The sequence below is a fragment of the Kocuria sp. cx-455 genome, assembly GCF_057707085.1.
Genome location: NZ_JBYIPM010000006.1, coordinates 147,634 through 173,357, shown reverse-complemented (window position 1 = coordinate 173,357; position 25,724 = coordinate 147,634). Strand labels below are relative to the sequence as shown.

Genomic DNA, 25,724 nt, shown 5'->3' with positions numbered 1-25,724 from the left:
CGCCGTCGCCACGCTCAAGTTTTCATTCCAGGAGGAATAATGACCGTCCAGAATATTGCTTTCAACAAACCCCAAGACGCCGCGCAGAACACCTTCGGTGACCTCTACTGGACCGAGAACTACCCGGAGATCACCGAGGACGACGAGACTCTTGAGCAGATGGTGCACGGGGCCGAGGCTCCCGTGCTGCTTGCTGCGGTGGCTACGGCGCTCCGTGACATGTCCCTGCTGGAACCGGATCTCTCACCACCATTGCCGCCCATGGGTGCGGCACTCAAGCCCCACGGCGGTCTGGACGAGCGGCAAGTGGCACGGGCTCAGAAGCTTTCCCTGAGCGGATTGAAGCGTCTGCGTGACGAGAAGGTCACCACACTGGAACCCCTCACCGAGCAGGACACGGAGACCGTCCTGAACTGGTTCACCGGTGGCCGCACCTCCGCAGACCCCAACTGGCTCGGTCAGATGAAACACGAATTCAACCTCGCTCCGGACCGGAACGGATCCGCTGATTGGCGATTCGAGGATTACGTGGACAAGCGTGAGGGCCAGACGTTCGAGACACTGATCGTGGGAGCCGGAATCTCCGGCATCGCCGCTGCCTACCGCTTGGAAGAGGCGGGGCTGCCATACACCTGGATCGAGGCCTCGCACCGCGTGGGAGGCACCTGGTGGAAGAACCACTACCCCGGAGTGCGTCTGGACACCCCCACCTACGGGTACAGCTTCTCCTTCGCCCAGCGTGTGGATTGGCCCCACCAGTTCGCCCAGGGCGGGGAGGTCCTGGACTACCTGGAGACCGTGGCCAACAAGGCTGGTTTCACCGAGAAGATCCACCTGAACACCGCGTTGATCCGCGCCGAGTGGGATGAGGAGTCCAACAGCTGGAAGACCCTGACCCGCACCAAGAACGGTCAGGAGGAGACCCGCTATTTCAATGCGATCGTGACCGGCGTGGGCCAGCTGGACCACCCCTTCATCCCGGAATGGCCCGGACAGGAAAAATTCAAGGGTGCGCAGATGCACTCCCAGGAATGGGACCACTCCGTGAACCTGGACGGCAAGAAAGTGGCCGTGATCGGCACCGGAGCCAGCGCCTACCAGATCGTCCCCGCCATCGTGGACCAGGTGGACAAGCTCTACGTGTTCCAGCGCAGTGCCCCGTGGATGCTTCCCGCGCCCACCTACCACGACCGCATGTCCAAAGCCGCTGACTGGCTGCACCACAAGGTGCCGTACTTCGGGCAGTGGTTCCGCTTGTGGGTCACAGCCGGTGGTATCGACGGCCGAATTCACATCGCGACCGCTGAAGACGGCTGGGAAGGGGCACCGTTGAGCGTGTCCCGCGCCAACGAGGAGTTCCGCCAACAGATCATCGAGCGGATGGAAGAGCAGTACGAGGGGCGGCCGGATCTGCTGGAGAAAGCCATTCCCTCCTACCCGCCCTCGGCCAAGCGCATGCTGCGTGACAACGGTGTGTGGGCAGCGGCCCTGAAATCGTCCCACACCACGGTGATCTCGGAGGGCCTGGAGTCCTTCACTCCCACCGGCCTGGTCACCGGTGACGGTCACGAGCTGGACGTGGACGTGGTCATCTACGCGACCGGTTTCCGCCCCTCCGATTACCTGGATCCCATTGAGATCGTGGGGCGCGGGGGAGTGGAGATCCACGATTACTGGGGCGGGGACGCCAAGGCATTCGCGGGGATCACGGTCCCCAACTTTCCCAACCTGTTCATGCTCATGGGCCCCAATACCGGCGGCGTTGTGGCCGGTGGCCTGCACTTCATGATTGAGCGGGCCGCGGAGTACACCGTGACAGCCATCCGTGAGCTGCTGGAACGTGACGCGGATGCCCTGGACCTCAAGCAAGAGGCCTTGGACGAATTCATCGAGTGGGTGGACAGCGAGAACCAGCGCATGACGTGGGGCCAGCCCTACGTGAAGACCTGGTACAAGAACTCGTTCAACCGAGTTTCCCAGGTGTGGCCGTACCGGACCACCGAGTACTGGGGCATCACGCAAAAGGTAAACACCGACGACTACGAATTCCTGTCGTGAATCAGGCTTCGCCCCGGGTGGATGCCGTCTTCCGGTATGCGAGTGCCGCTGATCCGAAGGACCGATTCTCCGAGGCCGTACCCGTGGGTACCGATCAACCGGTCCCCGCGGACCCGGTCGCGTTCCCGCAGCTGCCCGGTTCGCTGAATGCCCTGATCGGTCCGGCCATTGGGGAGCTCGAACAATCGCCGGACGCGTTCGTGTTGCGGGTCCAGGCCCCGGGGCGGCAGGCCGACGACGCTGCGACCGGTGAGCGCGTTCCCCTGCCGGTCCTCGTGTTCATTCCGGGCGGGGGCTTCCTCTCCGGCGCGGCGGCTACGCGGTGGTTCACCACGCCGTCGTTAACGGAGGGTGGGCCCGCCGTGGTCGTGACCCTGAACTATCGGGTGGGTGCCCTGGGGCACCTGGGCGCCGCAACGGTGGAGGACCTGGAACCGGGTGAAGCCGCGCAGGATTCGCAACGCCCAATCCGTGATCTGCTGCTCGCCCTGCAGTGGGTCAAGCGGCACGCCGCTGAGTTCGGCGGGGACCCCGAGAACATCACCCTTGCCGGTGACTCGGCCGGCGCGTGGTACACCTACGCGTTGGCCTCGCACCCTCAAGCCGCGGGATTGTTCCGCCGCGCTGCCATGGTGTCGCTGCCCTATGAACCACCGATCGACCACCATGGTCTGCTGGAGCGACGTCGCCTGATGCAACAGGCCCTGGTCGAGCACGGCGGTCTTGCCGAGGCGCCCGTCAGAGAGATCCTGACCGCGCAGCGGGGGCTGTCCCGCGACTACGCGGGCAAGGGCATGGCCCTGATGCCCGGGGCGGGCGGCCTGCTTCTGGCGGACCTGCATGACTTCGACGCCGCTGCCGCGCGCCTGCACGTGCAAGAGATCGCCCTGTTCTCGACCTCCGAGGAAGCCGCCGCGTTCCTGTTTTCCGCTCCGGACGAGGCCTTCCCGCCGTCCGCAGTGGACGGGTTCCTGGGCGCCAAGTTCGAGGATCCGAACGCTGCGGCCGAGTGGATCGACGCCAAACGGCCGGAGGCCACGTCCAAGCAGCGCATGATCGAGGCTCTGACCCTGTTCCAGTTCTCGCTCGCCGGGTTGGAACTGGCGCACGCCGCGTCGGAGGCCGGAAAGACCGTGCACCTGGCCGGTTTTCACGTTCGAAGTGGACTGCCCGGGGCGCTGAGCCCGCACTGCATGCCCCTACCGTTCCTCTTCGGTGATCGGAACCAGTGGGCGGACGCTCCCATGCTGACCGGGGTATCGGACGCCGAGTTCGAGGCCACGTCCGCCGGAGTTCAGGCGTGGTTGCTGGGCTTCGTCCGGGATGGGCAACCGCTCGGACCCGACGGTCGGATCCTGGCGGCCTTCGACCCGCAGCAACCTCAGCGCTGGGAGTTCCGCGGGGCGTCGCAAGCCACGGCGGAGGCTCCGTCGGAGTCGCAGCTGCGCGCCACGCGCTGACTGATCGCCACCAGCCCGCTCCGGTGCCCGCGCGCGCGTGGGGTCGGAGCGGCGTCGTCGTGGCCGTGCCGCGCGTTGTGCCCCCGGCAGCGGGATGCCGTACCGCAACGCAATGTGCCCGGGGTGGGTGGCAGTGGGAACAACTCGCCGCTGCCCGCCCCGGGCGCACTCGTGTCGAGAGGATCAGGCCTCGGGGGCCTCGTCCTCGACGGTGTTCTTGAGGATGCCGAGGTTGGTGATTTCGACCTCGACCACGTCCCCGTGGTTGAGCAGTCCGTTCTCTCCCCAGAACAGGCCCACGCCACCGGGGGTGCCGGTGACGATCACGTCACCGGGGTGCAGGCGGGTGAAACCGGTGACGTAGTTGATCAGGGTGGGGATGTCGAAGTACAGGTCGGCCACGGAGGCGTGCTGGCGTACTTCGCCGCTGACCCGGGTCTCCAGGGTCAGCTCGGTGACGTCACCGACCACCTCGGCCGGGACCAGGTACGGGCCGAAGCCGCCGGTGTCGGGGAAGTTCTTGCCGGGGATCCATTGGGAGGCGGCCTTCTGCCAGTCGCGCACGGAGAAGTCGTTGTAATTGGCGTACCCGGTGACGTGGTCGAAGGCGTCTTCCTTGGCCACGTGCCAGGCTTCCTTGCCGATGACCAGGGCCATCTCGCCTTCGTAGTCGAACTTGTCCGTGGAGGCGGGCTTGATCGCCGGTGCCAGGTGGCCCATTTGGGAATCGGGAAAGCGGGTGAAGACCGTGGGGGCCTTCTGGCCGGTCTTGCCCGATTCTTCCTGGTGGGTGCGGTAGTTCACGCCGATGCAGATGATCTTGCCCGGGTTGGTGAGCGGGGGCAGCAGCTCCAGCTCGGACTCTTGGTGGGTGGGCGCACCCTCCAGGTCGGATTCGCTCAGGGCGCCGAATTGGCCGGAGACCACTGCCGCGTGCAGCGAGTCGGCCAGGTTCTTCCCGCTGGGGCCTAGATCGTGCACGGTGCCGTCCACGGACACGCCCCAGCTAGGGGTGCCGCCCGGGGCGGTGAAGCTGATGTAGTTCATGAATGTCTCCTCTGATGACGGGGAGCGTGTTCCACATTCGGATGTGACGCGGGACGCTGCAACCTCTGGAAATTACGGTAGTGAGGTGAATCGCATTCTGCAAGAAGAAAATATTCTTACTGGAAGATTGTCTATAGGGTAGAAAAATATCGTTCTGTGCGGCATGCTGGAGTTCATGTGATGCGAGTCACCGGATGATCCGCCGTCCTCGGACTCGTGACCCGCAAGCCAGCCGTGCCGGAGTTGACCGGCCAAGAAAGGAGCTCGCACAGATGAGCACTCCCAAGTCTCCGAAGCACATGGTCCTGACTACCTTTATGCTGCCCGCCGGTTACCACAAGGACAGCTGGCGCATGGATGGCAGCCGGGCCGAAGAACTCGGCAACCTGGACTTCGTCCTGGAGCTGACCAAGATGGCCGAGGCCGCCAAGCTGGACGCCGTGTTCTTCGGAGACGTGGTCCACGCCAATACCCTGTTGCGCGGCGACATCAAGATGAACGGCTTCTACGAGCCCATGACCGTGCTGGCCGCCCTGGCCGCTCAGACCAAGAACATCGGTCTGGTGGGAACTCTCTCCACGTCCTTCACCTCGCCCTACAACGTGGCCCGCCAGCTCACCGGCCTGGACAACATGTCCGCCGGCCGCGCGGGCTGGAACATCGTGACCTCCTCGGACGGCTTCGCCAACTACGGTGTCGAGGAAGCTCCGAACCCCGCCACCCGGTACCGCCGCGCCACCGAGTTTGTGGACGTGGTCAAGCAGTTGTGGGACTCGTGGGATGACGGCGCTGTGATCTCCGACCGCGAGTCCGGCGAGTACCTGGACCGCTCCAAGCTGCACCCCATCAATCACGAGGGTGAGTTCTACAAGGTGCAGGGCCCGCTCAATATGCCCACCTCGCCGCAGCGCTACCCGGTGCTGGCGCAGGCCGGTTCCTCGGGCCCCGGCATGGAACTCGGTTCGTCCGTGGGTGACATGATCTACACGGCTCAGCCGAACAAGGAACCGTCCATCGAGTTCTACGCCAAGTTCAAGGAAATGGCCAAGGCCAAGGGCCGTAACCCGGATCACCTCAAGATTGTGCCGGGCATCCTGCCCATCCTGGGCGATACCGAGGCGGAAGCGCAGGAACTTGCGGACGAGCTGGGCCGTCACGTGCACCTCGAGAACGGCCGCACCCAGGTGGGCGCGGATCTGCACATGGACCTGTCCGAACTCGACTACGACGAACGCATTCCGGAGGAATGGTTCCAGGACAACGACGCTTACGGCAGCCGCTACAAGATCTACCGTATGAAGTCCGTGGAGATGGGCATGACCCTGCGCGAACTCATCGTGGACCTGGCGCGTTCCACCGGTCACCAGTGGATGGCCGGGACCCCCAGCCAGATCGCTGATCGCATGGTCGACTGGTTCGAGTCCAAGGCCTGCGACGGCTTCAACCTGAACTCCCCGTTCAACCCGGGTGGCTTCAAGCTCATGTGCGACAAGCTGGTCCCCGAACTTCAGAACCGCGGCTACTTCCGCGAGGAGTACGAGGGCAGCACGTTGCGCGAGAACCTGGGTCTGCCACCCATTACCGATCCGGCCGGTCGCCGCTGACGCCGCGGCGTTCAGCACCACCCGTGATGGTTCACCGCGAGACGGTACAGAGAGGATTGACATGACCCAGACCGAAGAACAGGCCGGAATGGATCCGCGCCAGGAATTCTTGGATCGCGCCGTGCAGATCGTGGGGGAGGAGAACGTGGTTCGCCCCGGCGTCGAGGACGGCTACAAGGACCCCTACCCCTTGAACCCGGGCCGTGTGCCCTGGCCGGGCGTTCGTCCGGGCAGCACGGAAGAAGTTCAGGGGCTGGTCAAGCTCGCCAACGAGACCCGGACCGGGCTGTGGACCTTCTCCCGGGGCAAGAACCTCGGCTACGGAGGCCCGGAACCGCGAGATCAGAAAATGGTGGCACTGGACCTGAGTCGCATGAACCGCATCATCGAGGTGGACGACCGCCTGGGTTACGCGGTGATCGAACCCGGCGTGACCTTCTTCGACCTGTTCGACTACGTGCAGGAGCGGGAGCTCAAGGTGTGGCTTTCGGTTCCGGCGCTCGGCTGGGGGTCCGTGCTCGGTAATGCACTGGACCGCGGCTACGGCATGTCTCCCATGGGTGATCACGCCAAGCAGATCTGCGGTATGGAAGTTGTGCTCCCGGACGGTGATCTGCTGCGGACCGGAATGGGGGCCATGGACGGAACGGATCTGGGCCCCATCTTCCAGGGCGGTTTCGGCCCCACCTTGGACGGGTTGTTCACGCAGTCCAACTTGGGCGTGGTCACGCAGATCGGCCTGTGGCTCATGCCCTGGCCGGAGGTCTACCTCAACGGTGACGTCACGGTGGAGCGTGAAGAAGACCTGCCCCAGCTGATCGACATCCTCACGCAGTTGCGCGGCGAGGACGTCATTCAGAACAACGCGCTGTGCGGCAACGTGGTGCGTGCGGTGACCATGAACGGCCCCCGTTCCCGGTGGTATCAGGGTGAGGGCTCCATTCCGCCCGAGCGACTGGAGGAAATCCGCCAGGAGCTCGGGATCGGGCAGTGGAACGGCAAGTTCGGGCTCTACGGCGACAAGGGTATGGTCGAGCGCCGACTGGAGATCATCAAGGAGCGTTTCGCGGGCCTCGACGGATTCGAGGTCAAGGCGCGCATGTACGAAGGTGCCGAGGGCGCTCGCGTGGCCTACGAGGACATCGCGGAGATGGATCGCACCCAGATGGCCGGTGTTCCCACGCTCAAACCCCTGGGCACCATCAATTACGTCGCGGAGAACGGCGGCCACATTGACGCCGCCCCCATCATTCCGGCGCGGGGTGAAGAGGTCTGGGAGTTCTATCAAGAGGCCAAGCGGCTCTACAGTGAGGCCGGTTTCGACCTCTACATCGGTTACCACCTGTATCCGCGCCACATGGTGCACGTGACCATGATTTATTTCGAGAACGACAACGAGGAGATGCTGGCCCAGGCACGCGAGCTGTACGGCAAGCTTCTCGACGCCGCTCGCGAGCGCGGTTACGCGCCCTACAGGAGTCACGTGGACTACATGGATCGGATCGCCGATGGGTTCGATTTCAACAACCACGCGATCAGGCGGTTCCAGGAGAAGCTCAAGGATGCCGTGGACCCGCAGGGCATCCTGGCCCCGGGTAAGCAGGGTGTTTGGCCGGCCCGGCTGCGCGACTGACCCGCGAATGAACGAGGAGGCCCCGTTCCGATCGCCCTGAGGTGTTCGGAACGGGGCCTCCTCGGTTTCGCTACCGATCCGTGCCACGGCCTCTCGTGGCCCCACGCTGAACGCACCCGGACCCCCATCTTCACTGGACCCGGTTTTCACCGGGGCCCGGTGGAGGTCTACTTCCCGGGGCCTGCCTCCACCGGGAGGCCCGCTTCGACGTCGAGCGTGGTGATGGCGTCCAGCGTCGTCTTGTAGTGCTGCGTCAGCAACGTGCCCGTGCGCTCGGCGTCCCGGTCCAGAGCGGCGTCGAGAATCTGGCGGTGTTCCACCGAAAGGTCACGGCCGGACCAGTTGGTGGATGAGACGGCCCAGCGGTTGTAGAGCTGGGTGAGGTCCGAGAGCGTGGAGCACAGATCCAGCAGGACAGGCACGCCGCACGCGGCCAGCAGTTGGTTGTGGAACTTCTGGTGCACCACGGCCCACTCCGAGGTGAGCTGGTTGTCCTCGTCGCGGGTGGGGGTGCGCTCCATAGTGTGGTGTGCGGCAATCAGATCCGACTCCCAGGTGAGGTCCCCGCGCTCGATCGCCAGGGCCACGGCGAACTCCTCGTTGACGCAACGCAGGTGGGTGATGTCCATCAGTTCGTCGCGGGAGAGCGTGGGGATGAAGAATCCGCGGTTGGGTCGCAGGACGACCAGTCGCTCGCCGGCCAGGCGGGTGAGGGCCTCGCGGACCACCGTGGATGACGTCTTGAATCGCTCTGACAGGCCGGCAAGCTGAAGCCGCTCGCCGGGCGCCCATTCCCCCACCACGATGAGCCGGCGCAGTTCGTTCCGAATGTAGCGAGACATGGTTTCTGCATCTGTGCGTTTGGCCATGGAATCGATTCTAGCCTCCCAGCTACGCACAATGCATTCTTTGTTTATTTTCAGAAAACCCCTGTTGACCTCTGGGAACGCCACCTTTCGTGGATTGCCGCAGTGACGCGGGGTCGCGCCAGACCGGAGAGGGGCTCCACGCGATGTGAAAACTTTCCTCTCGGGGCTGTTGCCTGCATCACAGATCGCCCGTAGAATCGCTCATAGAAAATATTATTTGACTGACAATGCACAGTCTATGAATGGATCGCACATAGGAGGACACATGACCGCGAGGACTGGGGCTGACTACAAGGCCGGACTGGCAGATAGCCGTGAGGTGTGGCTGGGTGACGAGAAGATCGACATCACCACCCATCCGGCCATGGCACGGTCCATTGACGGCATGGCCGCCTACTTCGACTACCAGCACGCCCACGCGTCGGACGTGCTCATGGACGGGCCGGACGGGCAGCAGATGAACGTCTCGCACATGCTGCCCAAGAGCTGCGAGGACATTCAGCGCCGTCACGTGGCTTTCGACCGTCTCGCGCGCTATTCCGTGGGCATGCTGGGCCGCACCCCGGACTATGTGAACGTGGTATTGGCGGGTCATGTGGCTCGCAAGGACATCTTCGAGACCTACGGTGACCCGATCTTCCATGAGCGTCTGGCCGCCTATCAGCAGGAAGTCATCAGGGGTGATCTGGCCCTGACCCACACCATCGTCCACGCGGCCATCGACAAGTCCGCCGGCGAGTTCGAGGGCGTCAACGAGGACCTCACCCTGCGCGTGGTGGAGCGTAACGACAAGGGTGTCGTGGTGCGCGGCGCCAAGATGCTCGCGACCCTGGGCCCCATTGCCGACGAGCTCTACGTGTACCCCGCCACCCCCATCAAACCCGGCGACGAGCAGTACGCCATTTCATTCGCCATTCCAGTGTCCACCCCCGGTGTGATCTCGGTGTGCCGTGATCCCTACAACGTGGACATGGATGTGGCGGATCGTCCCTTCTCGGCCCGTTTTGACGAGCAGGACGCCGTGGTCATCTTCGAGGACGTCCTGGTGCCCTGGGATCGTGTGTTCCTCGACGGCAACCTGGACGTGTACAACCGCATCAACTCCGGTACCGCCACCGGTAACACCCAGCAGCAGACGGCCATCCGCGCGTCCGTGAAGATGGAGTTCGCCTACGACCTGTGCGTGCAGATGGCCAAGGCCACCGGTACCGATTCCAAGCCGGACGTGGCCGCGATGCTCGGGGAGCTCTACTCCTACCTGCGCATCGCCCGCGCCGTCGTGCATTCCGCTGAGGTCAACTCGTCCGACTGGGGCGGTGGAGCGTGGTTCTGCCACGACGACATCTCGTCGCTGCGCACCATGATGCCTCTCTGGATGGCCCGCGTCACCGACATCATCAAGTCCCTGGGATCCCACAACCTGTTGGCAACTCCCACCCAGGCGGCTTTCGACCACCCGTGCCTGGGTCCCATCATCCAGCGTTACCTCCCCGCGGCCAACGGCATTTCACCGCGCGAACGCGCGCGCATCTTCCGCACCGCATGGGACTTCGCGGGATCCGCGCTGGGCTCACGCAACGAGCTCTACGAGCGCTTCTACCTCGGTTCCGTGGGCCGCGCTCGCGGCCTGGACCACCGAAAGGCTCAGGCCAAGGGTGAGACCGGCGCCTTCGAGGAACTGTTCCGGGAGGCCGGGTTGCCGTCCTCGGAGCAACTGCGACAGAAGTGATCCGACTCCTCCCGTGGTGCGCTCGTTACAGCGGGCGCATCACTGGGCTCGGCCGGGTGTGAGAGCACCCGGCCCCACTAAGCTTTCCCACCCGGTCACCGGGGATTGGGGACCACGACAACACGAGGAAGTGCACACATGTCCTGGGGACTGATCAGCGAGATGGGCCACGTGGGAATCCAGACCACGGATCTGAAGGCCTCCATCTGGGACGCGACCCAATTATTGGGTTTGCGCGTCACCGAGCAGGAAGACAACGGCACGGCCTACCTGGCCGCCGGGGACGTTCACCACGAACTCATCTACCGAGAGTCGGACGTCAACGGGGTGGACTCCCTGGGCCTCATCGCCAAGAACGAGGGTGCCCTGCACACCATCCGCCAGCGGGTGGAGCAGGAGAACCTCACGATCTTGAAAGATGTTGCGCCCACCGCCGGGGTGGAGGACGGATTCAGCTTCGTGGGTCCCGAGGGTTACATCTTCGAGATCTACCTGAATCGTGCAGTGGACGTCGCCGCGCAGAAGAGCTTTGGCCCGGACCGCTACGGTCACATCAACTTCCACCCGCAGAACACCCGCTCCATGATGGAGTTCCTCAAGCGAGTGCTGGACTTCCGCCTTTCGGACGTCATCGGAGACGATTACGCATACTTCATGCGCTGCAACGCCGATCATCACGGCATCGCGCTGCTTCCCGGCAAAGGCACTTTTCACCACCACGCCTGGCAGACGCAGTCCGTTCAGGACCTCACCAAGCTGGGTGACCGTCTGAACAAGGTGGGTCGCAACTTGATCTGGGGTCCGGTGCGTCACGGGGCCGGTCACAATATTGCCGCGTACTACGTAGAGGCTTCGGGTGCCGTGGTGGAGCTGTATACCGACCTGGAGCAGATCTACGACGACAACCGTCCTCCCATCATCTGGGGCGCCAATGAGAACTGGTACAACATGTGGAACGACTACCGCCCCATGGACTTCCGGGACTTCGGCATTCGGCCGGTGGAACGCAAGCGCGCCATTTTCTAAGTCGTTAGGGAGTTAGCGTATGAATTCTCAAGATTCGATCACACCAGATTCGCAGGACTTCGCGGCCGACCAAGCCGTCGCCCGGTCAACGCCGGCGGGCCAGAAAGAAACGCTCAACACCAAGGATCTGCGTCGCGTCCTCGGCTCGAGCGCCCTTGGCTCCATCATCGAGTACTACGACTTCATCCTGTATGCCACCGCGGCGTCCATCGTGTTCGACAAGGTGTTCTTCTCCAACCTGGACCCCGCGTTGGCGTTGTTCGCATCGTTCGGCACGCTGGCCGCAGGCTATCTGGCCCGGCCGATCGGCGGAGCGATCTTCGGCCATTACGGTGACCGCGCGGGCCGCAAGAAGATGCTGGTCGTGTCCATGATGATGATGGGCATTGCCACCATCGCCATCGGTCTGCTCCCCACCCCCGATACCATCGGGTGGATCTCACCCGTGATTCTGGTGCTGCTGCGCATGGTTCAGGGCATCTCCGTGGGCGGTGAGTGGGGCGGCGCCACGCTCATGGCCCTGGAGCACGCTCCGCCCTCACAGCGCGGTTTCGCGGCGGCCTTCGCCAACGCCGGTGGTCCACTGGGTGGCCTGCTCGCAACGCTTGCGGTGTCCGGGACGTCGGCCCTGACCGGTGCCGCCTTCCTCGACTGGGGCTGGCGCATCCCGTTCCTGTTGAGCGCACTGCTCATCGCGGTGGGCATGGTCATCCGCCTCAAGGTGGCCGAATCCCCGGTGTTCGAGAAGTTGACCGAAGCCGCGGAGAAGGACCTCGAGTCCAAGAAGACCCCGTTGAGCGAAGTGGTCACCAAACATTCCAAGACCGTGACGCTCACCCTGATCGCTTCCTTGGGCTTCTACGCGTGCCAGGGCATCCTGACCTCGTGGGGCGTGGCACAGGCCGTCAACTCCGGCATTGCCCGTGAGTGGGTCCTGAACTGGAAGGGCGCGGCGGCCATCGTGACCGTGACGGTCGCCTTCTCCGCAGCTCGGCTGTCCGACAGGATCGGACGACGCACCGTTCTGACGATCGGTTCCGGGCTGGGTATCGTTCTCGCGGTCCCGCTGTTGCTTATGCTGACTAGCGGCAACAAGTGGCTGTTCGTAGTTGCCATCGTGCTCGGCAATGGCGTGGTCCAAGGGATTCTCGCAGGACCTATCGGCGCGTTCATCTCAGAACTATTCCCGCCCCGCGTTCGGTACACCGGCGCTTCCCTGTCCTACCAGCTGGCATCCACACTCGGCGCCGGCTTCACCCCCATGATCGCCACGGCGCTGGTGATTGCAGGCGGCGGAGGGTTCCACCTGGTGGGTGCGTTCTGGGTGGCTGTCCTCGTCGCGGGATTGATTTCCATCCGTTTGGTGCCAGAGGGCTCCGAGGTTGGTAGGACTCGAACCGTGATCGACGGTGCCAAGGTTCGTGCAACTCGACCCGTGTCCACCCGTCCCACCCCGGAGAAATCCGACATGGCCGGAAGGAAACGCTGATGAACTCCCCGGCCCAGCAGATCAATCTCTCCGACGCCTTTATTGAACATGCCTTGAGTGTCGAATTCGATGACTTCCCGCAAGCGGTCATTGAACGAGCGCATCAACGGCTTGCCGATGCGCTCGGCAATATAGCGGCTGGCACGCAAGCCGAAGGCATGAGTGATCTGGTCGATCTGGTCACACATTGGGGCGGAGTGCCGGAGGCCACGGTGCTGGCCAACGGAACATTAATTCCTGCGCACAACGCGGCCATGATAAACGCTGCGCTTATGAGGTCATTCGACTTTGAGCCGGTGGGTGCTGAGGGCCCCGAGCAACGACAGGTGCCCGCTCACATCACCGGCACCACCGTCCCTGTGGCCCTTGCGGTCGCGGAGGCGCGAGGCTCTTCGGGCCGGGACATGCTGACCGCGTTGCTTGTCGGTGAGGACATCGCCGCACGGCTTGCCTTCGGATCCGGGTTCGATGTGTATTCCGGCCAGGACAACACCGGAACCGTGAACGGAGTGGGCGCAGTCTTCATCGCAGGTCTACTCATGGGGTTGACCCAGGACCAACTGCGGCACGCCCTTGGAATCGTGGTCAATCAGCTGGCGGGGTCCGTTGGCAGTATTTTCGACGGGGCAGCGACCTTCAAGCTACCGATGTCCTTCGCGGCACGGAACGCGATCATTTCGTGTGAAATGGCGCAGGTGGGCATGACAGGCCAACGAGATCCACTCTCCGGAATGTTCGGTTTTTTGGATAGCTTTTGCGCAGACCCCAAGGCTGAGCTGATGATCAAGGATCTGGGTCGGGTGTTCTACGCGGATGCGGTGATCAAGCCATGGTCAGCGTGCCGGGCGTCCCATCCCTCATTGGATGCGGCTGTACGCCTGGTCGAAAACCATGGGGTGCGCGCTCAAGACGTGGAGAAGGTCACCGTTCACGTGACACCTCGCACGAAGGCCGGGTTCGTGGGTAAGCCTTTCGCGCCTGGGCCCAATGCTGAAGTTTCTGCCGCTTTCAGTATTCACTTCGCAGTGGCGACCGCCTTGCTGCACGGCACGGTGAGGCCGGAATTCCTGGGACCGCAGGCGGCGTCGGACCCTCATCTCCAGGATCTACTAGAACGGACCGAAATTGAAGCCAGCCTGGCCCCGGAAGAAGTGTTGACGGCTGAGGTGGAGGTGCTCCTGAAGGACGGCACCACCGTGCATCAGCGGGTAGCGGATCCTCGTGGAGACATCTACACCGCACCACTGAGTCGTGAACAAGTTCTGCAGAAATTCCGGGCCAATTTGCGCTTGGGTGGTCAGGCCTCTCAACAGCGACAGAATCAATTATTGAATGCCATTGAGACGATTGAATCCGCAGCTGACGTGCAGAACCTTATTCGTCTGGCGGTACTGCCCTCATAGGATGCCGCCGGTGGGGGAACGGCTGTGCCGGCGCCCCGACGTTCGGGGTCAGCTCGACGTGTCCGGGTCGCGGCCCTGGGTGTCGGTCATGGCGCCGATCCCGCCGTCCGCGGGCTGATGTTGTGCGTCACCGTCCCGCAGGAATTCCTGTTCCTGCTCCGGGGTCATTCCCACGGTTTGTTCCTCGGCCGACTGTCTCGAGTCCCGGCCCGCCTCGTTCTGGCGGCCCACGTCTCAGTCCTCTCGCTGGGCGAGGATGTCGTCCAGTGTTTCGCGCACGGCCTGGCGGGCCGCCACGCGAGAACTCGCAGCGCGCTGCTGTTCGTTGTTGTCGGCATCCTCAACGCGTTGCATTTCTTCCTCCTCGCGTTCCTTGGCCTTGTCGCGTGCGGTTTCCAGGGCATCCCAGATGCTGTTTTCACTCATGCCCACATTTGACCACTTGGGACGGAACGTGACAACCGTCTGGGAGAAAAGGAGTGCCCCGATGGATGTGATCGTATGAGAGGCTGGTCACAGAAGAGGGACTACTCGTTCGGGGCCATGCGTCACCACAACCGAACCCGGCCACCACGTTCTGACCCGGAGGTTCTCATGTCCAGCACTGCCGGTGGCTCCGTGGGCCACACTGCGGACCGCCCGGCGGCCCGGGAGCATGACCCCCGGAAGGCCCGCCGCGCCCTGATGGGTGCCTACGTGGGGACGTCCCTCGAGTGGTACGACTTCTTCCTGTTCGGCACCACGTCGGCCATCGTGTTCGCTCCGTTGTTCTTCGGCGGTGACGACCCGGCGTTGGCCACCATCAGCTCGTTCCTGCTCTTCGGTGTCGGCTTCATCGCTCGCCCCGTGGGTGCGCTGCTCGCGGGCCACTTCGGTGACCGCATCGGCCGCCGCACCATTCTGATGATCACCATCGTGGCCATGGGCGTTGCATCCACCTTGATCGGCCTGCTGCCCACCTATGAAACCGCGGGTCTGGTAGCCCCCGTCCTGCTCGGTGTGCTCCGCTTCGTGCAGGGCATGGCCGCCGGTGGTGAATGGGGCGGTGCCACACTGCTGGCCGTGGAGAACGCGCCCGAGAACAAGCGTGGTTTCTACGGATCCGTCGTGCAGCTGGGTTCACCCACAGGCACCATTCTCTCCAGTGTGATCGTGGCCGCCGTGGTGGCCGCGTCCGGTGAGCGGTTCCTCGAGGGTGCCTGGCGTATTCCCTACCTGATCTCCATCCTGCTGGTCGCCGTGGGTGTCTGGATCCGCCTCAAGGTCGACGAGACCGACGACTTCCAGGAAGCCGAAGCGGCCAAGGCCGCGTCGGCCGCCGAGAAGGAAAGCGCTCCGGTCGTCGACATCATTCGGACCGTCCCGGGCCGTCTGCTCGTGGGTATCGGCACCTACCTGTTCGGCAACGCAGGCTTCTTCATGCTCACCACGTTCATGATCAGCTACGTGGTCATGGAACTGGATCTGCCCTCCACCGTGATCCTGAACGCCATCACCTGGGGTGCCGTGGCGCAGATCGTGACCATGTTCGTGGCCGGTAAGGTCGCGGACAAGACCAGCCCCTCCGCCGTGGTGGTCGTCGGCTATGTGATTGCCGCCCTCGTGGCCTTCCCGATCTTCTGGCTCATGGACACTCGTTCCACCGCGATGATCACGGTGGCCATGATCCTCGGCCTGGGCTTCGCGTCCATCGCTTATGCGCCGGTGGGTACCGTGCTGACCCAGCTGTTCCCGGTCAAGATCCGTTACTCGGCCATCGCGCTCTCGGCCAACCTCGCGGGCATCGTGGCCGGCTTCATGCCGGCCCTCGCCCAAACGATCCTATCCGCCACGGGCGGCGGGTCGACCGGTCCGGCGATCCTGCTGTTCACCATTGCCGTGATCTCCCTGGTCTCGTCCATCATTGCGAGGGTCCTCATCCGGCGCGACGACGCACGGGGCGTCGACCAGATCGGCGGGGACCTGCTCAACCGAAAGTAACCTCCCGAGGAGACACCCATGGAGTGCCCGATCCGCAGCCTCACCGTCATCAATGCCGTGGTGTACGACCCCGGTAGCGCGTACGAAACCGCACCGCGCGGCGTCGTCGTGCGCGATGGGATGATCACCTTTGTGGGCAGTTCGGAGCAAGCCCGCGAGCGCAGCGCCCCGAACGCGCCCGTGATCGATGCGGGCGGGCGCTTTCTCATGCCGGGACTCATTGAATCGCATGGCCATCCGGGCATGTATGCGAAGAGCCTGCTGCAGGTGGATTGTCGCCCGGCCGTCACGCCCACGGTCGAGGACATCGTGTCCGCCATCTCCCGCCAGGCCGAACACACTGAACCCGGCGAGTGGCTTGCCGGCTGGGGATATGACGAACACCGCATGAAGGGCCCCGGCCCCACGGTGCAGGATCTGGATCGCGCGGCGCCCGAGCATCCCGTGTTTCTGCGCCGCACGTGCGCTCACATGGCGCTGGTGAACACCGCCGCGCTGGAGCGGGTCGGCATCAGCGACGACACCCCGGATCCGTCCGGCGGTTGCATCGTGCGCGACCCGGACACGGGCCGCGCCACGGGCCTGCTGCAGGAAAAAGCGATGTCCCTGGTCGACCTCCCCACAGACACCCCCGAAGGCATGACCGCCGGAATGCGCCTCGCGCTCAATGACCTCGCCGGCAAGGGCATCACCACGGTCCACGACATGAGTTCCGGCCCCATCGAGATGGGCGTCTACCAAAGCCTGCTCGCTCACGGCGCGCTCACGGTGCGCTTCCGGCCGTGGTACTTCGCGCTCGCGCAGGGCGAATTCCCGGGCAGTTACGACGCCGTTCTGGGCACCGGCCTGCGCAGCGGTTTCGGCAACGACATGCTGCGGTACCAGGGGCTCAAGTTCGTGCTCGACGGTTCCGTGGGCGGGCGCACCGCCGCGCTCGCCGAGCCGTTCGAGGGCGGTAGCTCGCGCGGAATTCTCTACTACGACACCTCGGAGATCGAGCCCTTGGTGGCCAAGGCCGTTGCTGCCGGTCAGCGCGTGGCCGTGCACGGGATCGGTGAGCGTGCCGTGACACAGGCGTTGGATCTGATCGAGGCCGGCGGACGAGATGCGGCCGGCGGTGTGCGTGGTTCGGGGTCGGAGGAGACTGCGGCGCAAGAGCACTACGACGCACTGGTCCGTTCTAGGCGTCACCGGGTGGAACACTGCGGACTGCCCCATCAGGACGAACTGGACAGACTGCGGGACGGCAACATCATTGCCGCGGCCTCCACGGCGTTCCTCTACGAGCTGGGCGATAGCTACCTGAACAATCTGGGCCCCGAACGGATTGCGCGCACCTATCCCATGCGCACCTTCATCGACCACGGAATCCAAGCGCCCATCAATTCGGATTTCCCCGTGACCACGCCCACTCCCTGGCTGGGCATTTACGCCGCCGTGGCCAGGCGGACCTCCTCCGGCAGGCTCCTGGACACCGTCCAGAACATCTCCGTGGCGGAAGCCATCGCCGCGTTCACCACCGTTGCCGCCCGCGCCTCCTTCGAAGAAGACCGGTTGGGCCGCATCGCGGAAGGTTTCCTGGGAGACCTGGTGCTCATGGACCGCGACCCGTTCTGTGTCGAGACCGAGGACCTCAAGGACCTCCGACCGGTTCTCACCGTGTGTGACGGACGGGTCGTTTACGGCCATGAGTTGGAAGCCGTCCGCGTGGACCCGGGCAGTAGCGACTAGGACTCCGTACCGCGCGGTGCCGGAGGCGTGGTGCCCTGCCCCGTGAAGTAGGCCACCACTCGCCCGTCGGTCTCCAGAACGACGTCGCAAATTTGGTTCCTGCCGAAGCTCACCCGCCGCGTGGCCGTTGCGGTGACAGTCTCACCCGAGTGAGCGGGAGCCACGAAGGTGATTTCCGCGTTGCGCGTGACCACGCGGGACCCGGCGGTGGCGCAGCAGTAGGCGAGGGTGGTGTCGGCCAGGGTGAACAGGTAGCCGCCGTGGCTCATGCCGTGGCTGTTGGCCATGTGATCGGCGATCGGCATGGTCATCACCACGCGCCCCTGGTCGATGTCCCCCAACTGGATACCCAGGTGCTGCGGAGCGGGGTCGTTGCGCAGGATGTCATGGAGCATGTCACGAACGGCGGGCATATCGTGGGGGTCAGCGTACATGTGGAGCCTCCGGGAAGATCAGAAGTAGCAAGACTTTTCATCACTGTAGAGGCGGCGGCTCGATGTGGGGAACCGCGGACCACAGGAATGTGAGGCAGGGGCGATGAAACCCTTCATCATCACGTTCGCGAACGGCATGGGCCTGGTCCTCCACTTCTTCATTGCCTCGTCGTTGTGGGGCTGGGCCAGAAAATGCGGTCAATGCTCGCAGAACGCTTTATTTTTAGGGCCCAACATGCTTATGGTCAGACCACAGGGATCGAGTCCCCGTTCCCGATCCCATGAGTGCCCCGGAGGCCCATGATGAAAGCAGCACGGTTTTACGACCGAGGCGACATTCGCATTGAGGAGATCCCCGAGCCTGCGGTGGCTCCTGGTGAAGTAGGAATTAAGGTGGCCTGGTGCGGCATCTGCGGCACTGACCTGCACGAGTACAAGGATGGGCCGGTATTCTGTCCTACCCATGGCACTCCGCATCCCATCTCAGGTGAAACTGCTCCAGTTACTCTCGGGCATGAGTTCTCCGGAGTGATCGATGAGCTTGGTGAAGGAGTGGAGGATCTTGAGATCGGCCAGCACGTGGTGGTCGAGCCCTACATCATTGGTGACGATGTCGACACCGGCCCTGATTCCAAGGACTACCATCTGTCCCCGAACATGAACTTCATCGGCCTCGCCGGACGTGGCGGAGGCCTGGGAGAGCGCATCGCTGTCAAGCGCCGCTGGGTCCACCCCATCTCCGATTCGGTGAGTTTGGATGAGGCAGCCTTGATTGAGCCCCTGTCCGTGGGGTATCACGCGGTCGAACGCTCCGGCGCGAAGGCCGGTGACGTAGCTGTAGTGGGTGGCGCCGGCCCCATTGGCTTGTTGACGGCCGCTGTGCTCAAGGCGCTGAATATCACTGTGGTGGTATCGGAGCTCTCCCCGCTGCGCCGCGAGAAAGCACTGGAGACTGGCGTTGCCGACTACGCGTTGGATCCGCGCGAAGTGGACGTGGCTGCGGAAGTACAGGAGATCACCGACGGCAAGGGCGCGGATATTGCATTCGAGTGCACCTCCGTCCAGGTCGTGTTGGACACCCTTATGGACGCGCTTCGGCCCACTGGAGTGCTGGTGGTCGTATCGATCTGGGCGGAGCGGTCCAACTTCGATATCCACAAGCTGGTGATGAAGGAGATTGACCTGCGCGGCACTATCGCATACGTGAATTCCCACCCCGCCACCATCGAGCTCGTGGAGTCCGGCAAGATCGATCTGAAACCGTTCATCACCGGAAAGATCGGGTTGGAAGGTCTGGTGGATGAAGGGTTCGACACTCTCATTCACCGCAATGAGACGGCGGTCAAAATCTTGGTGTCCCCTTCGGGGGAGGGCCTGTGAGCGACTCCTGTTGATTTTACGGAATCTAGAAAACCCGGCGTCGCTCACGCATGAGTGGCGCCGGGTTTTCGACGCCGCCCCATCCCGCTTGCGGTGATTGGCACTTGATGTTTGTCGTGGCCGATTGTCCGTAGGATGCGGTCACCCGGTCAGCAAGCGAGCGAGGACAATGCGCATGTCGAACGACACGGCACATAAAGATTCTGGTCAGCACACTGATCTGACCATGGAGCAGTGGCGGACGGTGATTCGCCGTTCATTCGCGGCACTGGAGATCACGGCCCCGGACGAGGAACGCTTCCGCGCGAACCTGCGCGCCGTGGAACTCGATGACGTTCACCTGTTCGACATGACCACCGACGCTCATCGAGTGATCCGTACGGCGCAGCTGGTGGAACAGGACCAGGGTGAGTACTTCAAACTCAGCCTGCAGCTCGACGGTGAGTGCCTGCTGCGGCAGGACGGGCGTGAGTGCGTACTGCGACCCGGTGACCTGGGGTTGTATGTGGCGTACCGGCCGTACGAGCTGGAGTATCGCGGACCCCAACACTCCATGGTCATGACGTTTCCCCGCTCCGTGGTGCACATGACACCGGCGCAGGTTGAACTGGTGACGGCTCGACGGGTCACGCAGGATCACGGATTGGGTAGGGTGGCCGCTCCCATGTTCCGTGATCTGGCGGAGAACATGGATATTCTGCACGGGCCCCACGCGATGCGCCTGGTTCGCAGCGCGCTCGGCATGCTCGTGAGCGTGCTGTCCTCCGACGTCCTGGAATTAAGCGCCGAGCAGCCCGGTGATCTCCTGGTGCAGCAGGCCTCCGCCTACATCGACGACCACCTGGGGAATCCTGAGCTGACGCCCGGCACCATTGCCAAGGCGCTGTACGTGTCGGTCCGGCAGCTGCACAGCAGGTTCGCGGCCCAGGACCTGACGGTCTCCTCGTCCATCCGTCTGAAGCGGCTGGAGGCCATTCGGGGCGATCTCGCGGATCCCGCGCTCGCGGAGGAGACCGTACAGGCGGTGAGTGGTCGGTATGGTTTGCTGGATCCCGCGCACGTGAGCAAGTCATTCAAGGCCGAGTTCGGTGAGACGCCGTCCGCCTACCGACGGCGCGTCCTGGCCGGGTAACGACATACCCAGCCCTGACCCGGCCGGTCCCCGTTGGCTGCCCTCAGACCTTCAGCTCCTTGATCATGTTGCGTGCCGTGCTCAATCCAGTTTCGATGGCGCCGTCCACGACGACGCCGCGCCAGCCACGCGCCCAGTCCGCCCCCGCGAAATGCAGCCGGCTGTCGGTCGTGCGGAAGTGGTGCCAGCCGTTGGTGAACTGCCCCGAGCGCAGTGTGGCCCAAGCCTGACCGCTCCACTTGTCCGCCACCCAGTCGTGGCCGGTGGAGTCCACGACCTCCAGGTCCGGTCGCCATTGGTTGATGATCTCCTGACCGTGTTTCGGGTCGTTGAGGTTCACCTGGTCGTGGTGGGGGCCGAACCCCACACAAATGGTGGTGTCGTCGTCCATGAAGAACTCGCTGCGCAAGATCGCCATTTTGGCGGGCGTGGGTGCGTAGCCGAGGATGCTGTGGTGGCCCTTGACCTTCACCCAGATTTTGCAGCCGGTGGAGTTCCATTTCTTGTCAATGATGTTGCGCATGCCCTCGGGTAGCGCCGGGGTGAATTCGATCGTGGGCAGTGCGCCCACGGGAACCGTGACGATCACGCCGTCGCAGGAAATGCGTTCGCCATTCTCCAGGGTGACCGTGGCGCCGGCCTCGCGGTGGTCAATGGACGTGACCGGGGTGTTGAGCCTGATGGGGCAGTTGAGGTCTGCGGCAATGTTCTCGTAGATTCCCCGCATGCCGTTCGTGAGTTTGTACCGAAGGGTTTGTTCTTCCATGAGGCTCATCCGATGATCGGACAGGGCAGCCCACTGCTTGGCCATGAGCGGCGATCCCAGTTCCGGGTCCCCGATGTACCCGGCGGCCCAGAATGCGTTGCAGAGATCGATCTCCTCCTGGGAGAAGGAGCCGTCCCGTAGGCAATCCAAAACGCTGCCTTCATCCGCGTCCAGGAACCGCCGGCGAAGTTCCGGTGTGCTGCCACTGGTTTCGTCCAGTACGTGCAGTGGTTCGTAGGGATACGGGAAGAACTCGCGAGAGCCCTCGAAGATCTTTTGCATGGGGCGATCGATTGCTGCTTCGAGGTCGGCCTCGGAACCGTGCTTGACGGAATCACCCGTGACCCAATAGGCGTCATCACAGAATGGGCTGGGGTAGATGCTCTGGTCGTACCGCGTGATCTCGGACCACACGTGCGGTTGCATCCAGTGCACCCAGGTCGCACCGAGTTCTAGGGGGCGGCCCATGCGTTCTTCGGTCCACGCTCGTCCGCCGATACGCTCCCGGGCTTCAACGATTTCCACGTCTACGCCGGCCATCTGTAGTTCGCGAGCGGCGACCAGGCCGGCGAAACCGGCCCCGACAACTACGACATGGGGATTGCTCATGGTGATTCCTCCGGTAAAGGGGTGGGTGATCGAGTCAGGAATGAGGGTGGGTGGTGACCACGGGTAGTTCTTGTGATTCGGGGATCTGGTCCTCGTGCTGCATGGCCCGGTACACGTTTGGGCGGGATCGTCTGAGCACTTCACCCCAGATCAGTCCCACAACACCGGCACCGATGATGATGCCCGGCATGATGGCCACCAGCGGTGATGGTCCCTCCGCTCCGATCATGAGATCGAAATTGACAAGGATGAGGGCCGCCACGGTGAGCAGCCCGAGTGCTGAGAGCACCGGCGCCACCACGCGAGTGCCCACACCGTGTCCGTGGTGATTGCGAGAAAACCAAGCCACGACCGCAATGGATGTGACGGCCAGGAGGAACACCAAACCGAAAGCTGCGGCATTGGTCAGCCAGGTGAACAGAGTCAGAACCGGGAACAGATCTCCCAGCGGTGAACCTGCTCCGGCTATGGCGAAAACCACGATCACCACGATCGCCACGCACGACTGGGCGAGGGACCCGGCAAACGGGGCTCCGGTCCGAGGGGATGTCAGCCCGAGTTTTTTCGGAAGCACCCCGGTGCGGCCCAGTGCGAAGAAGTACCGGGCGGCGCCGTTGTGGAAGGCGACCAGGGCAGCGAGCAGGCTCGTGATGAAAAGGACGTTCGCGACGTCGGCGAGCAGCGTACTGCGTTCGGCGAGCCACACGAACACCAGGTCCGGTCCGAGTTCTTGGGATGAGGACACGATGTTCGAGGCCCCGACGCCCACGGAGAACGCCCAGGACGAAAACATGTAGAACACGGCAATCACGGCCACTGCGATGTAGGTCGCGCGCGCCACGGTCTTGCGGGGATTCTTGGTTTCCTCGGAGTAAATGGCGCCCGATTCGAACCCCATGAAGGCAGCGATTCCGAAGGCCAGTAGCACTCCGATGCCGGGCGTGAAGAAGTTGTGCGGATCGAGGGTTTGGACCCCAATGCCCTCCGGCGCGGCCGCGAGCGCTAGGACGGAGACCACGCCCACCACGAGAAATTCGAAGGCGACCAGAATACCGAGCACCTTGGCGGAAAGGTCCACGCTGTTGACCCCCAAAGCACCAACAATCACCCACCCGGCCAGGGCAGCCAGCCACCACGGCACGGTGATGCCGGTCAGGCCGGTGATCAGGGTGGCCAGTGAGAAGCCGAACAGGCCATACAAACCAACCTGCATCATGTTGTAGGAAACCAATGCCAGGATGGCCGCGGCGATGCCTTGCCTGTTTCCCAGGCCTTCGGCCACGTAGGCGTAAAACGCTCCGGCGTTCTGGACGTGCCCGCTCATAGCACCGTATCCAACGGCGAACACGGCGAGGATGAGCCCCAGGATGATGTAGCCCACGGGCACTCCCAGGAGCCCGGATACCGCGAAACTTGTCGGCACTCCGCCCGCGAGGACGGTCAAGGGCGCTGACGCGGCGATGATCATGAACACCAGGGCTGTGGTGGACAGATGGCGTCTCGCGAGGCGAGTAGGTTGCTGCACGGTGAGCCTCCGATGCGGGATTCAACGGGTTTACCCCATTGTTAGCCAGCTCACACCCGCAGGCGTTGTCCAGGAGTGCTGGGCTCTTGTCATTGGCTGCGGGGCGCTGATCGATGCCCCGCGAGGTGAACGTCCGGGAAGCCTTACCTGCACCCAAGAGCAAAACGGCTGCACGGGCAGACAACATGAGCGGCGTGACACAAGACACAATGGATGCAGAACCAGGCTTTCGCCAGCCGCTGGCGGACCACCGGCACCCAAGGAGCACCCGTGAGCACGTATCAAGAACTGTTGTCAGCCATTGCAGATCCCTCCGGTCGCGAGATTCTCGATCCCGCCACGGGAGAGACGGTGGGTAAGGTCCACGAGTCCACGGTCGCCGAACTGAACCAGGCGATCGAGGCGGCCCGCGCCGCGCAACCCGAGTGGGCGGCGTCGGGCCATGCCAAGCGGTCTGAGTACCTGCATCGCGCGGCGGATGCGGTGGAGGCCAACGCCGAGGCGCTCGCGGAACTGCTCTCCCGTGAGCAGGGCAAGCCCATCAAGAACGGCCCGAACGCGGCCTTCGAGGTGGGTGCGTGCGCCGCGTGGTTGCGCGCCAACGCGGACACGCCCATGGAGCCGGAGGTGCTGGTGGACGATGAATCCGGCAAGGCCGAACTGCACTACGTGCCGCTGGGTGTGGTGGGTGCGATCGGCCCGTGGAACTGGCCCATGATGATCACCGTGTGGCAGGTCGCGGCGTCCCTGCGCATGGGTAACACCGTGGTGGTCAAGCCCTCCGAGTACACGCCGCTGTCCGTGCTGGGGCTCATTCACGTGCTCAATCAGGCGCTTCCGGAGAACGTGCTGCACGTGGTCCCGGGCGGTGGCGAGATCGGGCAGGCACTGACCGAGCACACCGGAATCGACAAGATCATGTTCACCGGCTCCACCAAGACCGGCCAGGCCATCATGCGCTCCGCCGCGGACGGACTCGCTCGCTTGACCCTGGAGCTGGGAGGCAACGACGCCGGCGTGGTGCTGCCCGACGTGGACGCCCAGCAGATCGCCGGCGACCTGTTCTGGGGTGCGTTCATCAACACCGGCCAGACCTGCGCGGCGCTCAAGCGCCTTTACGTCCACGAGGACGTTTACGACGACGTGTGCAACGCCCTGGTCTCGGTGGCCCAGCAGATGCCCATGGGTAACGGGCTCGAGGAGCAGAACGTGCTGGGCCCGCTGCAGAACAAGCAGCAGTACGACATCGTGGCCGGGCTCGTGGAAGACGCCAAGAACGGCGGTGGCCGGGTGCTGATCGGCGGCGATCCGCGGCCCGAGCAGCCCGGCTATTTCTACCCGACCACGTTGATCGCGGACCTGCCCAACGACAATCCGCTGGTGGCGCAGGAACAATTCGGTCCGGCACTGCCGATCGTCAAGTACTCGGACCTGGACGAGGCCATCGCCATGGCAAACGGCCTGGACGTGGGGTTGGGCGCCTCAGTGTGGTCCTCCGATCCGGACGCCGCGGTCGAGGTGGCGCAGCGGATCGAAGCCGGCACGGTGTGGATCAACAAGCACGGTGCCGTGGATCCGCGCGTGCCGTTCGGCGGCATCAAGAGCTCCGGTTACGGCCTGGAATTCGGGGTGGAAGGCCTCAAGTCCGTGGCCGCGCCCAAGGTGATCTCCAGATAGCGGCCGCCGACGCCGCTCGGTCCGGCGCCAGCCTCGCTTGCGGTTGGTAGCGGGCCGGGCGGTGGGTGGAATTCAGCTCTGCAATCGGGTTTGTGCCCGCAAAGCTACGTACGGTTCATGAGAATTCTTTAATGGCTTCTTAACGCTGGTCTCACCCGGTGCCACAAGCCTG

Annotated in this window: 20 protein-coding genes; 13 read left to right on the top strand and 7 right to left on the bottom strand. The window is 63.8% G+C overall.

The window, feature by feature from the left end:
* Positions 1-39: 39 nt before the first annotated feature.
* Both AC3ENJ_RS10515 and AC3ENJ_RS10510 read left to right on the top strand, forming a co-directional pair.
* On the top strand, positions 40-2,058 hold the full coding sequence (locus AC3ENJ_RS10515) for a flavin-containing monooxygenase (protein ID WP_431814003.1): 2,019 nt from the start codon (positions 40-42) through the stop codon (positions 2,056-2,058).
* The gene (locus AC3ENJ_RS10510; RefSeq protein ID WP_431814002.1) at positions 2,055-3,518 is read left to right on the top strand and encodes a carboxylesterase family protein; all 1,464 of its coding nucleotides are present in this window, start codon (positions 2,055-2,057) and stop codon (positions 3,516-3,518) included. The genes AC3ENJ_RS10515 and AC3ENJ_RS10510 overlap by 4 nt, the downstream gene beginning before the upstream one ends.
* A 183-nt stretch (positions 3,519-3,701) precedes the next feature.
* On the opposite strand, the gene AC3ENJ_RS10505 is transcribed toward AC3ENJ_RS10510, so the two are convergent.
* Positions 3,702-4,565 (bottom strand): fumarylacetoacetate hydrolase family protein, encoded by an 864-nt coding sequence (locus tag AC3ENJ_RS10505; RefSeq protein ID WP_431814001.1) that lies wholly within the window; start codon positions 4,563-4,565, stop codon positions 3,702-3,704.
* 272 nt (positions 4,566-4,837) lie between these two features.
* On the opposite strand from AC3ENJ_RS10505, the gene AC3ENJ_RS10500 reads away from it, so the two are divergent.
* On the top strand, positions 4,838-6,169 hold the full coding sequence (locus AC3ENJ_RS10500) for an LLM class flavin-dependent oxidoreductase (RefSeq protein ID WP_431814000.1): 1,332 nt from the start codon (positions 4,838-4,840) through the stop codon (positions 6,167-6,169).
* A gap of 61 nt (positions 6,170-6,230) precedes the next feature.
* Positions 6,231-7,802, top strand: a complete 1,572-nt coding sequence (locus AC3ENJ_RS10495; RefSeq protein WP_431813999.1) for an FAD-binding oxidoreductase — start codon at positions 6,231-6,233, stop codon at positions 7,800-7,802.
* Positions 7,803-7,969: 167 nt separating this feature from the next.
* Here AC3ENJ_RS10495 and AC3ENJ_RS10490 read toward each other — a convergent pair whose 3' ends face one another.
* Positions 7,970-8,671 (bottom strand): GntR family transcriptional regulator, encoded by a 702-nt coding sequence (locus AC3ENJ_RS10490; protein WP_431813998.1) that lies wholly within the window; start codon positions 8,669-8,671, stop codon positions 7,970-7,972.
* Positions 8,672-8,936: 265 nt separating this feature from the next.
* Between AC3ENJ_RS10490 and AC3ENJ_RS10485 the strand changes: the two genes are divergently transcribed.
* The 4 genes from AC3ENJ_RS10485 (at position 8,937) to AC3ENJ_RS10470 (ending at position 14,318) form a co-directional block, all read left to right on the top strand.
* Positions 8,937-10,400: a 4-hydroxyphenylacetate 3-hydroxylase N-terminal domain-containing protein gene (locus tag AC3ENJ_RS10485; RefSeq protein ID WP_431813997.1), complete on the top strand. Its 1,464-nt coding sequence runs from the start codon at positions 8,937-8,939 to the stop codon at positions 10,398-10,400.
* Positions 10,401-10,538: 138 nt separating this feature from the next.
* Entirely contained in the window at positions 10,539-11,426 is an 888-nt protein-coding gene (locus AC3ENJ_RS10480; RefSeq protein WP_431813996.1) for a VOC family protein, read from the top strand.
* A gap of 19 nt (positions 11,427-11,445) precedes the next feature.
* The gene (locus tag AC3ENJ_RS10475) at positions 11,446-12,915 is read left to right on the top strand and encodes an MFS transporter (RefSeq protein ID WP_431813995.1); all 1,470 of its coding nucleotides are present in this window, start codon (positions 11,446-11,448) and stop codon (positions 12,913-12,915) included.
* Positions 12,915-14,318 carry an MmgE/PrpD family protein gene (locus AC3ENJ_RS10470; RefSeq protein WP_431813994.1) on the top strand — a complete coding sequence of 468 codons (1,404 nt, stop codon included), beginning with the start codon at positions 12,915-12,917 and terminating at the stop codon, positions 14,316-14,318. The genes AC3ENJ_RS10475 and AC3ENJ_RS10470 overlap by 1 nt, the downstream gene beginning before the upstream one ends.
* 48 nt (positions 14,319-14,366) lie before the next feature.
* On the opposite strand, the gene AC3ENJ_RS10465 is transcribed toward AC3ENJ_RS10470, so the two are convergent.
* Together AC3ENJ_RS10465 and AC3ENJ_RS10460 are read right to left on the bottom strand one after the other, a co-directional pair.
* Positions 14,367-14,549, bottom strand: a complete 183-nt coding sequence (locus AC3ENJ_RS10465) for a hypothetical protein (RefSeq protein ID WP_431813993.1) — start codon at positions 14,547-14,549, stop codon at positions 14,367-14,369.
* Between the two features lie 3 nt (positions 14,550-14,552).
* Positions 14,553-14,744 carry a hypothetical protein gene (locus AC3ENJ_RS10460; RefSeq protein WP_190782186.1) on the bottom strand — a complete coding sequence of 64 codons (192 nt, stop codon included), beginning with the start codon at positions 14,742-14,744 and terminating at the stop codon, positions 14,553-14,555.
* A 168-nt stretch (positions 14,745-14,912) separates the two neighbouring features.
* Between AC3ENJ_RS10460 and AC3ENJ_RS10455 the strand changes: the two genes are divergently transcribed.
* Together AC3ENJ_RS10455 and AC3ENJ_RS10450 are read left to right on the top strand one after the other, a co-directional pair.
* Complete coding sequence (locus AC3ENJ_RS10455; RefSeq protein WP_431813992.1) at positions 14,913-16,298, top strand: MFS transporter; 1,386 nt, start codon at positions 14,913-14,915, stop codon at positions 16,296-16,298.
* An 18-nt stretch (positions 16,299-16,316) separates the two neighbouring features.
* A complete protein-coding gene (locus AC3ENJ_RS10450; protein ID WP_431813991.1) occupies positions 16,317-18,029 on the top strand; it encodes an amidohydrolase in 1,713 nt (570 codons plus the stop codon).
* On the opposite strand, the gene AC3ENJ_RS10445 is transcribed toward AC3ENJ_RS10450, so the two are convergent.
* Positions 18,026-18,463 carry a PaaI family thioesterase gene (locus AC3ENJ_RS10445; RefSeq protein ID WP_431813990.1) on the bottom strand — a complete coding sequence of 146 codons (438 nt, stop codon included), beginning with the start codon at positions 18,461-18,463 and terminating at the stop codon, positions 18,026-18,028. The two genes, AC3ENJ_RS10450 and AC3ENJ_RS10445, sit on opposite strands and share 4 nt — an antisense overlap.
* A gap of 300 nt (positions 18,464-18,763) precedes the next feature.
* Here AC3ENJ_RS10445 and AC3ENJ_RS10440 point away from each other — a divergent pair, with 300 nt between their 5' ends.
* The gene (locus tag AC3ENJ_RS10440; protein ID WP_431813989.1) at positions 18,764-19,843 is read left to right on the top strand and encodes a 2,3-butanediol dehydrogenase; all 1,080 of its coding nucleotides are present in this window, start codon (positions 18,764-18,766) and stop codon (positions 19,841-19,843) included.
* A 175-nt stretch (positions 19,844-20,018) separates the two neighbouring features.
* Positions 20,019-20,975, top strand: a complete 957-nt coding sequence (locus tag AC3ENJ_RS10435; RefSeq protein ID WP_223842124.1) for an AraC-like ligand-binding domain-containing protein — start codon at positions 20,019-20,021, stop codon at positions 20,973-20,975.
* A 43-nt stretch (positions 20,976-21,018) separates the two neighbouring features.
* Here the strand turns inward: AC3ENJ_RS10435 and AC3ENJ_RS10430 are convergent, their stop codons facing one another.
* Together AC3ENJ_RS10430 and AC3ENJ_RS10425 are read right to left on the bottom strand one after the other, a co-directional pair.
* Positions 21,019-22,350, bottom strand: coding sequence for an NAD(P)/FAD-dependent oxidoreductase (locus tag AC3ENJ_RS10430; RefSeq protein WP_431813988.1), 1,332 nt, complete (start codon positions 22,348-22,350; stop codon positions 21,019-21,021).
* Between the two features lie 34 nt (positions 22,351-22,384).
* A complete protein-coding gene (locus AC3ENJ_RS10425; protein ID WP_431813987.1) occupies positions 22,385-23,875 on the bottom strand; it encodes an APC family permease in 1,491 nt (496 codons plus the stop codon).
* 270 nt (positions 23,876-24,145) lie between these two features.
* Between AC3ENJ_RS10425 and AC3ENJ_RS10420 the strand changes: the two genes are divergently transcribed.
* On the top strand, positions 24,146-25,552 hold the full coding sequence (locus tag AC3ENJ_RS10420) for an aldehyde dehydrogenase family protein (protein WP_431813986.1): 1,407 nt from the start codon (positions 24,146-24,148) through the stop codon (positions 25,550-25,552).
* Positions 25,553-25,724: the final 172 nt, after the last annotated feature.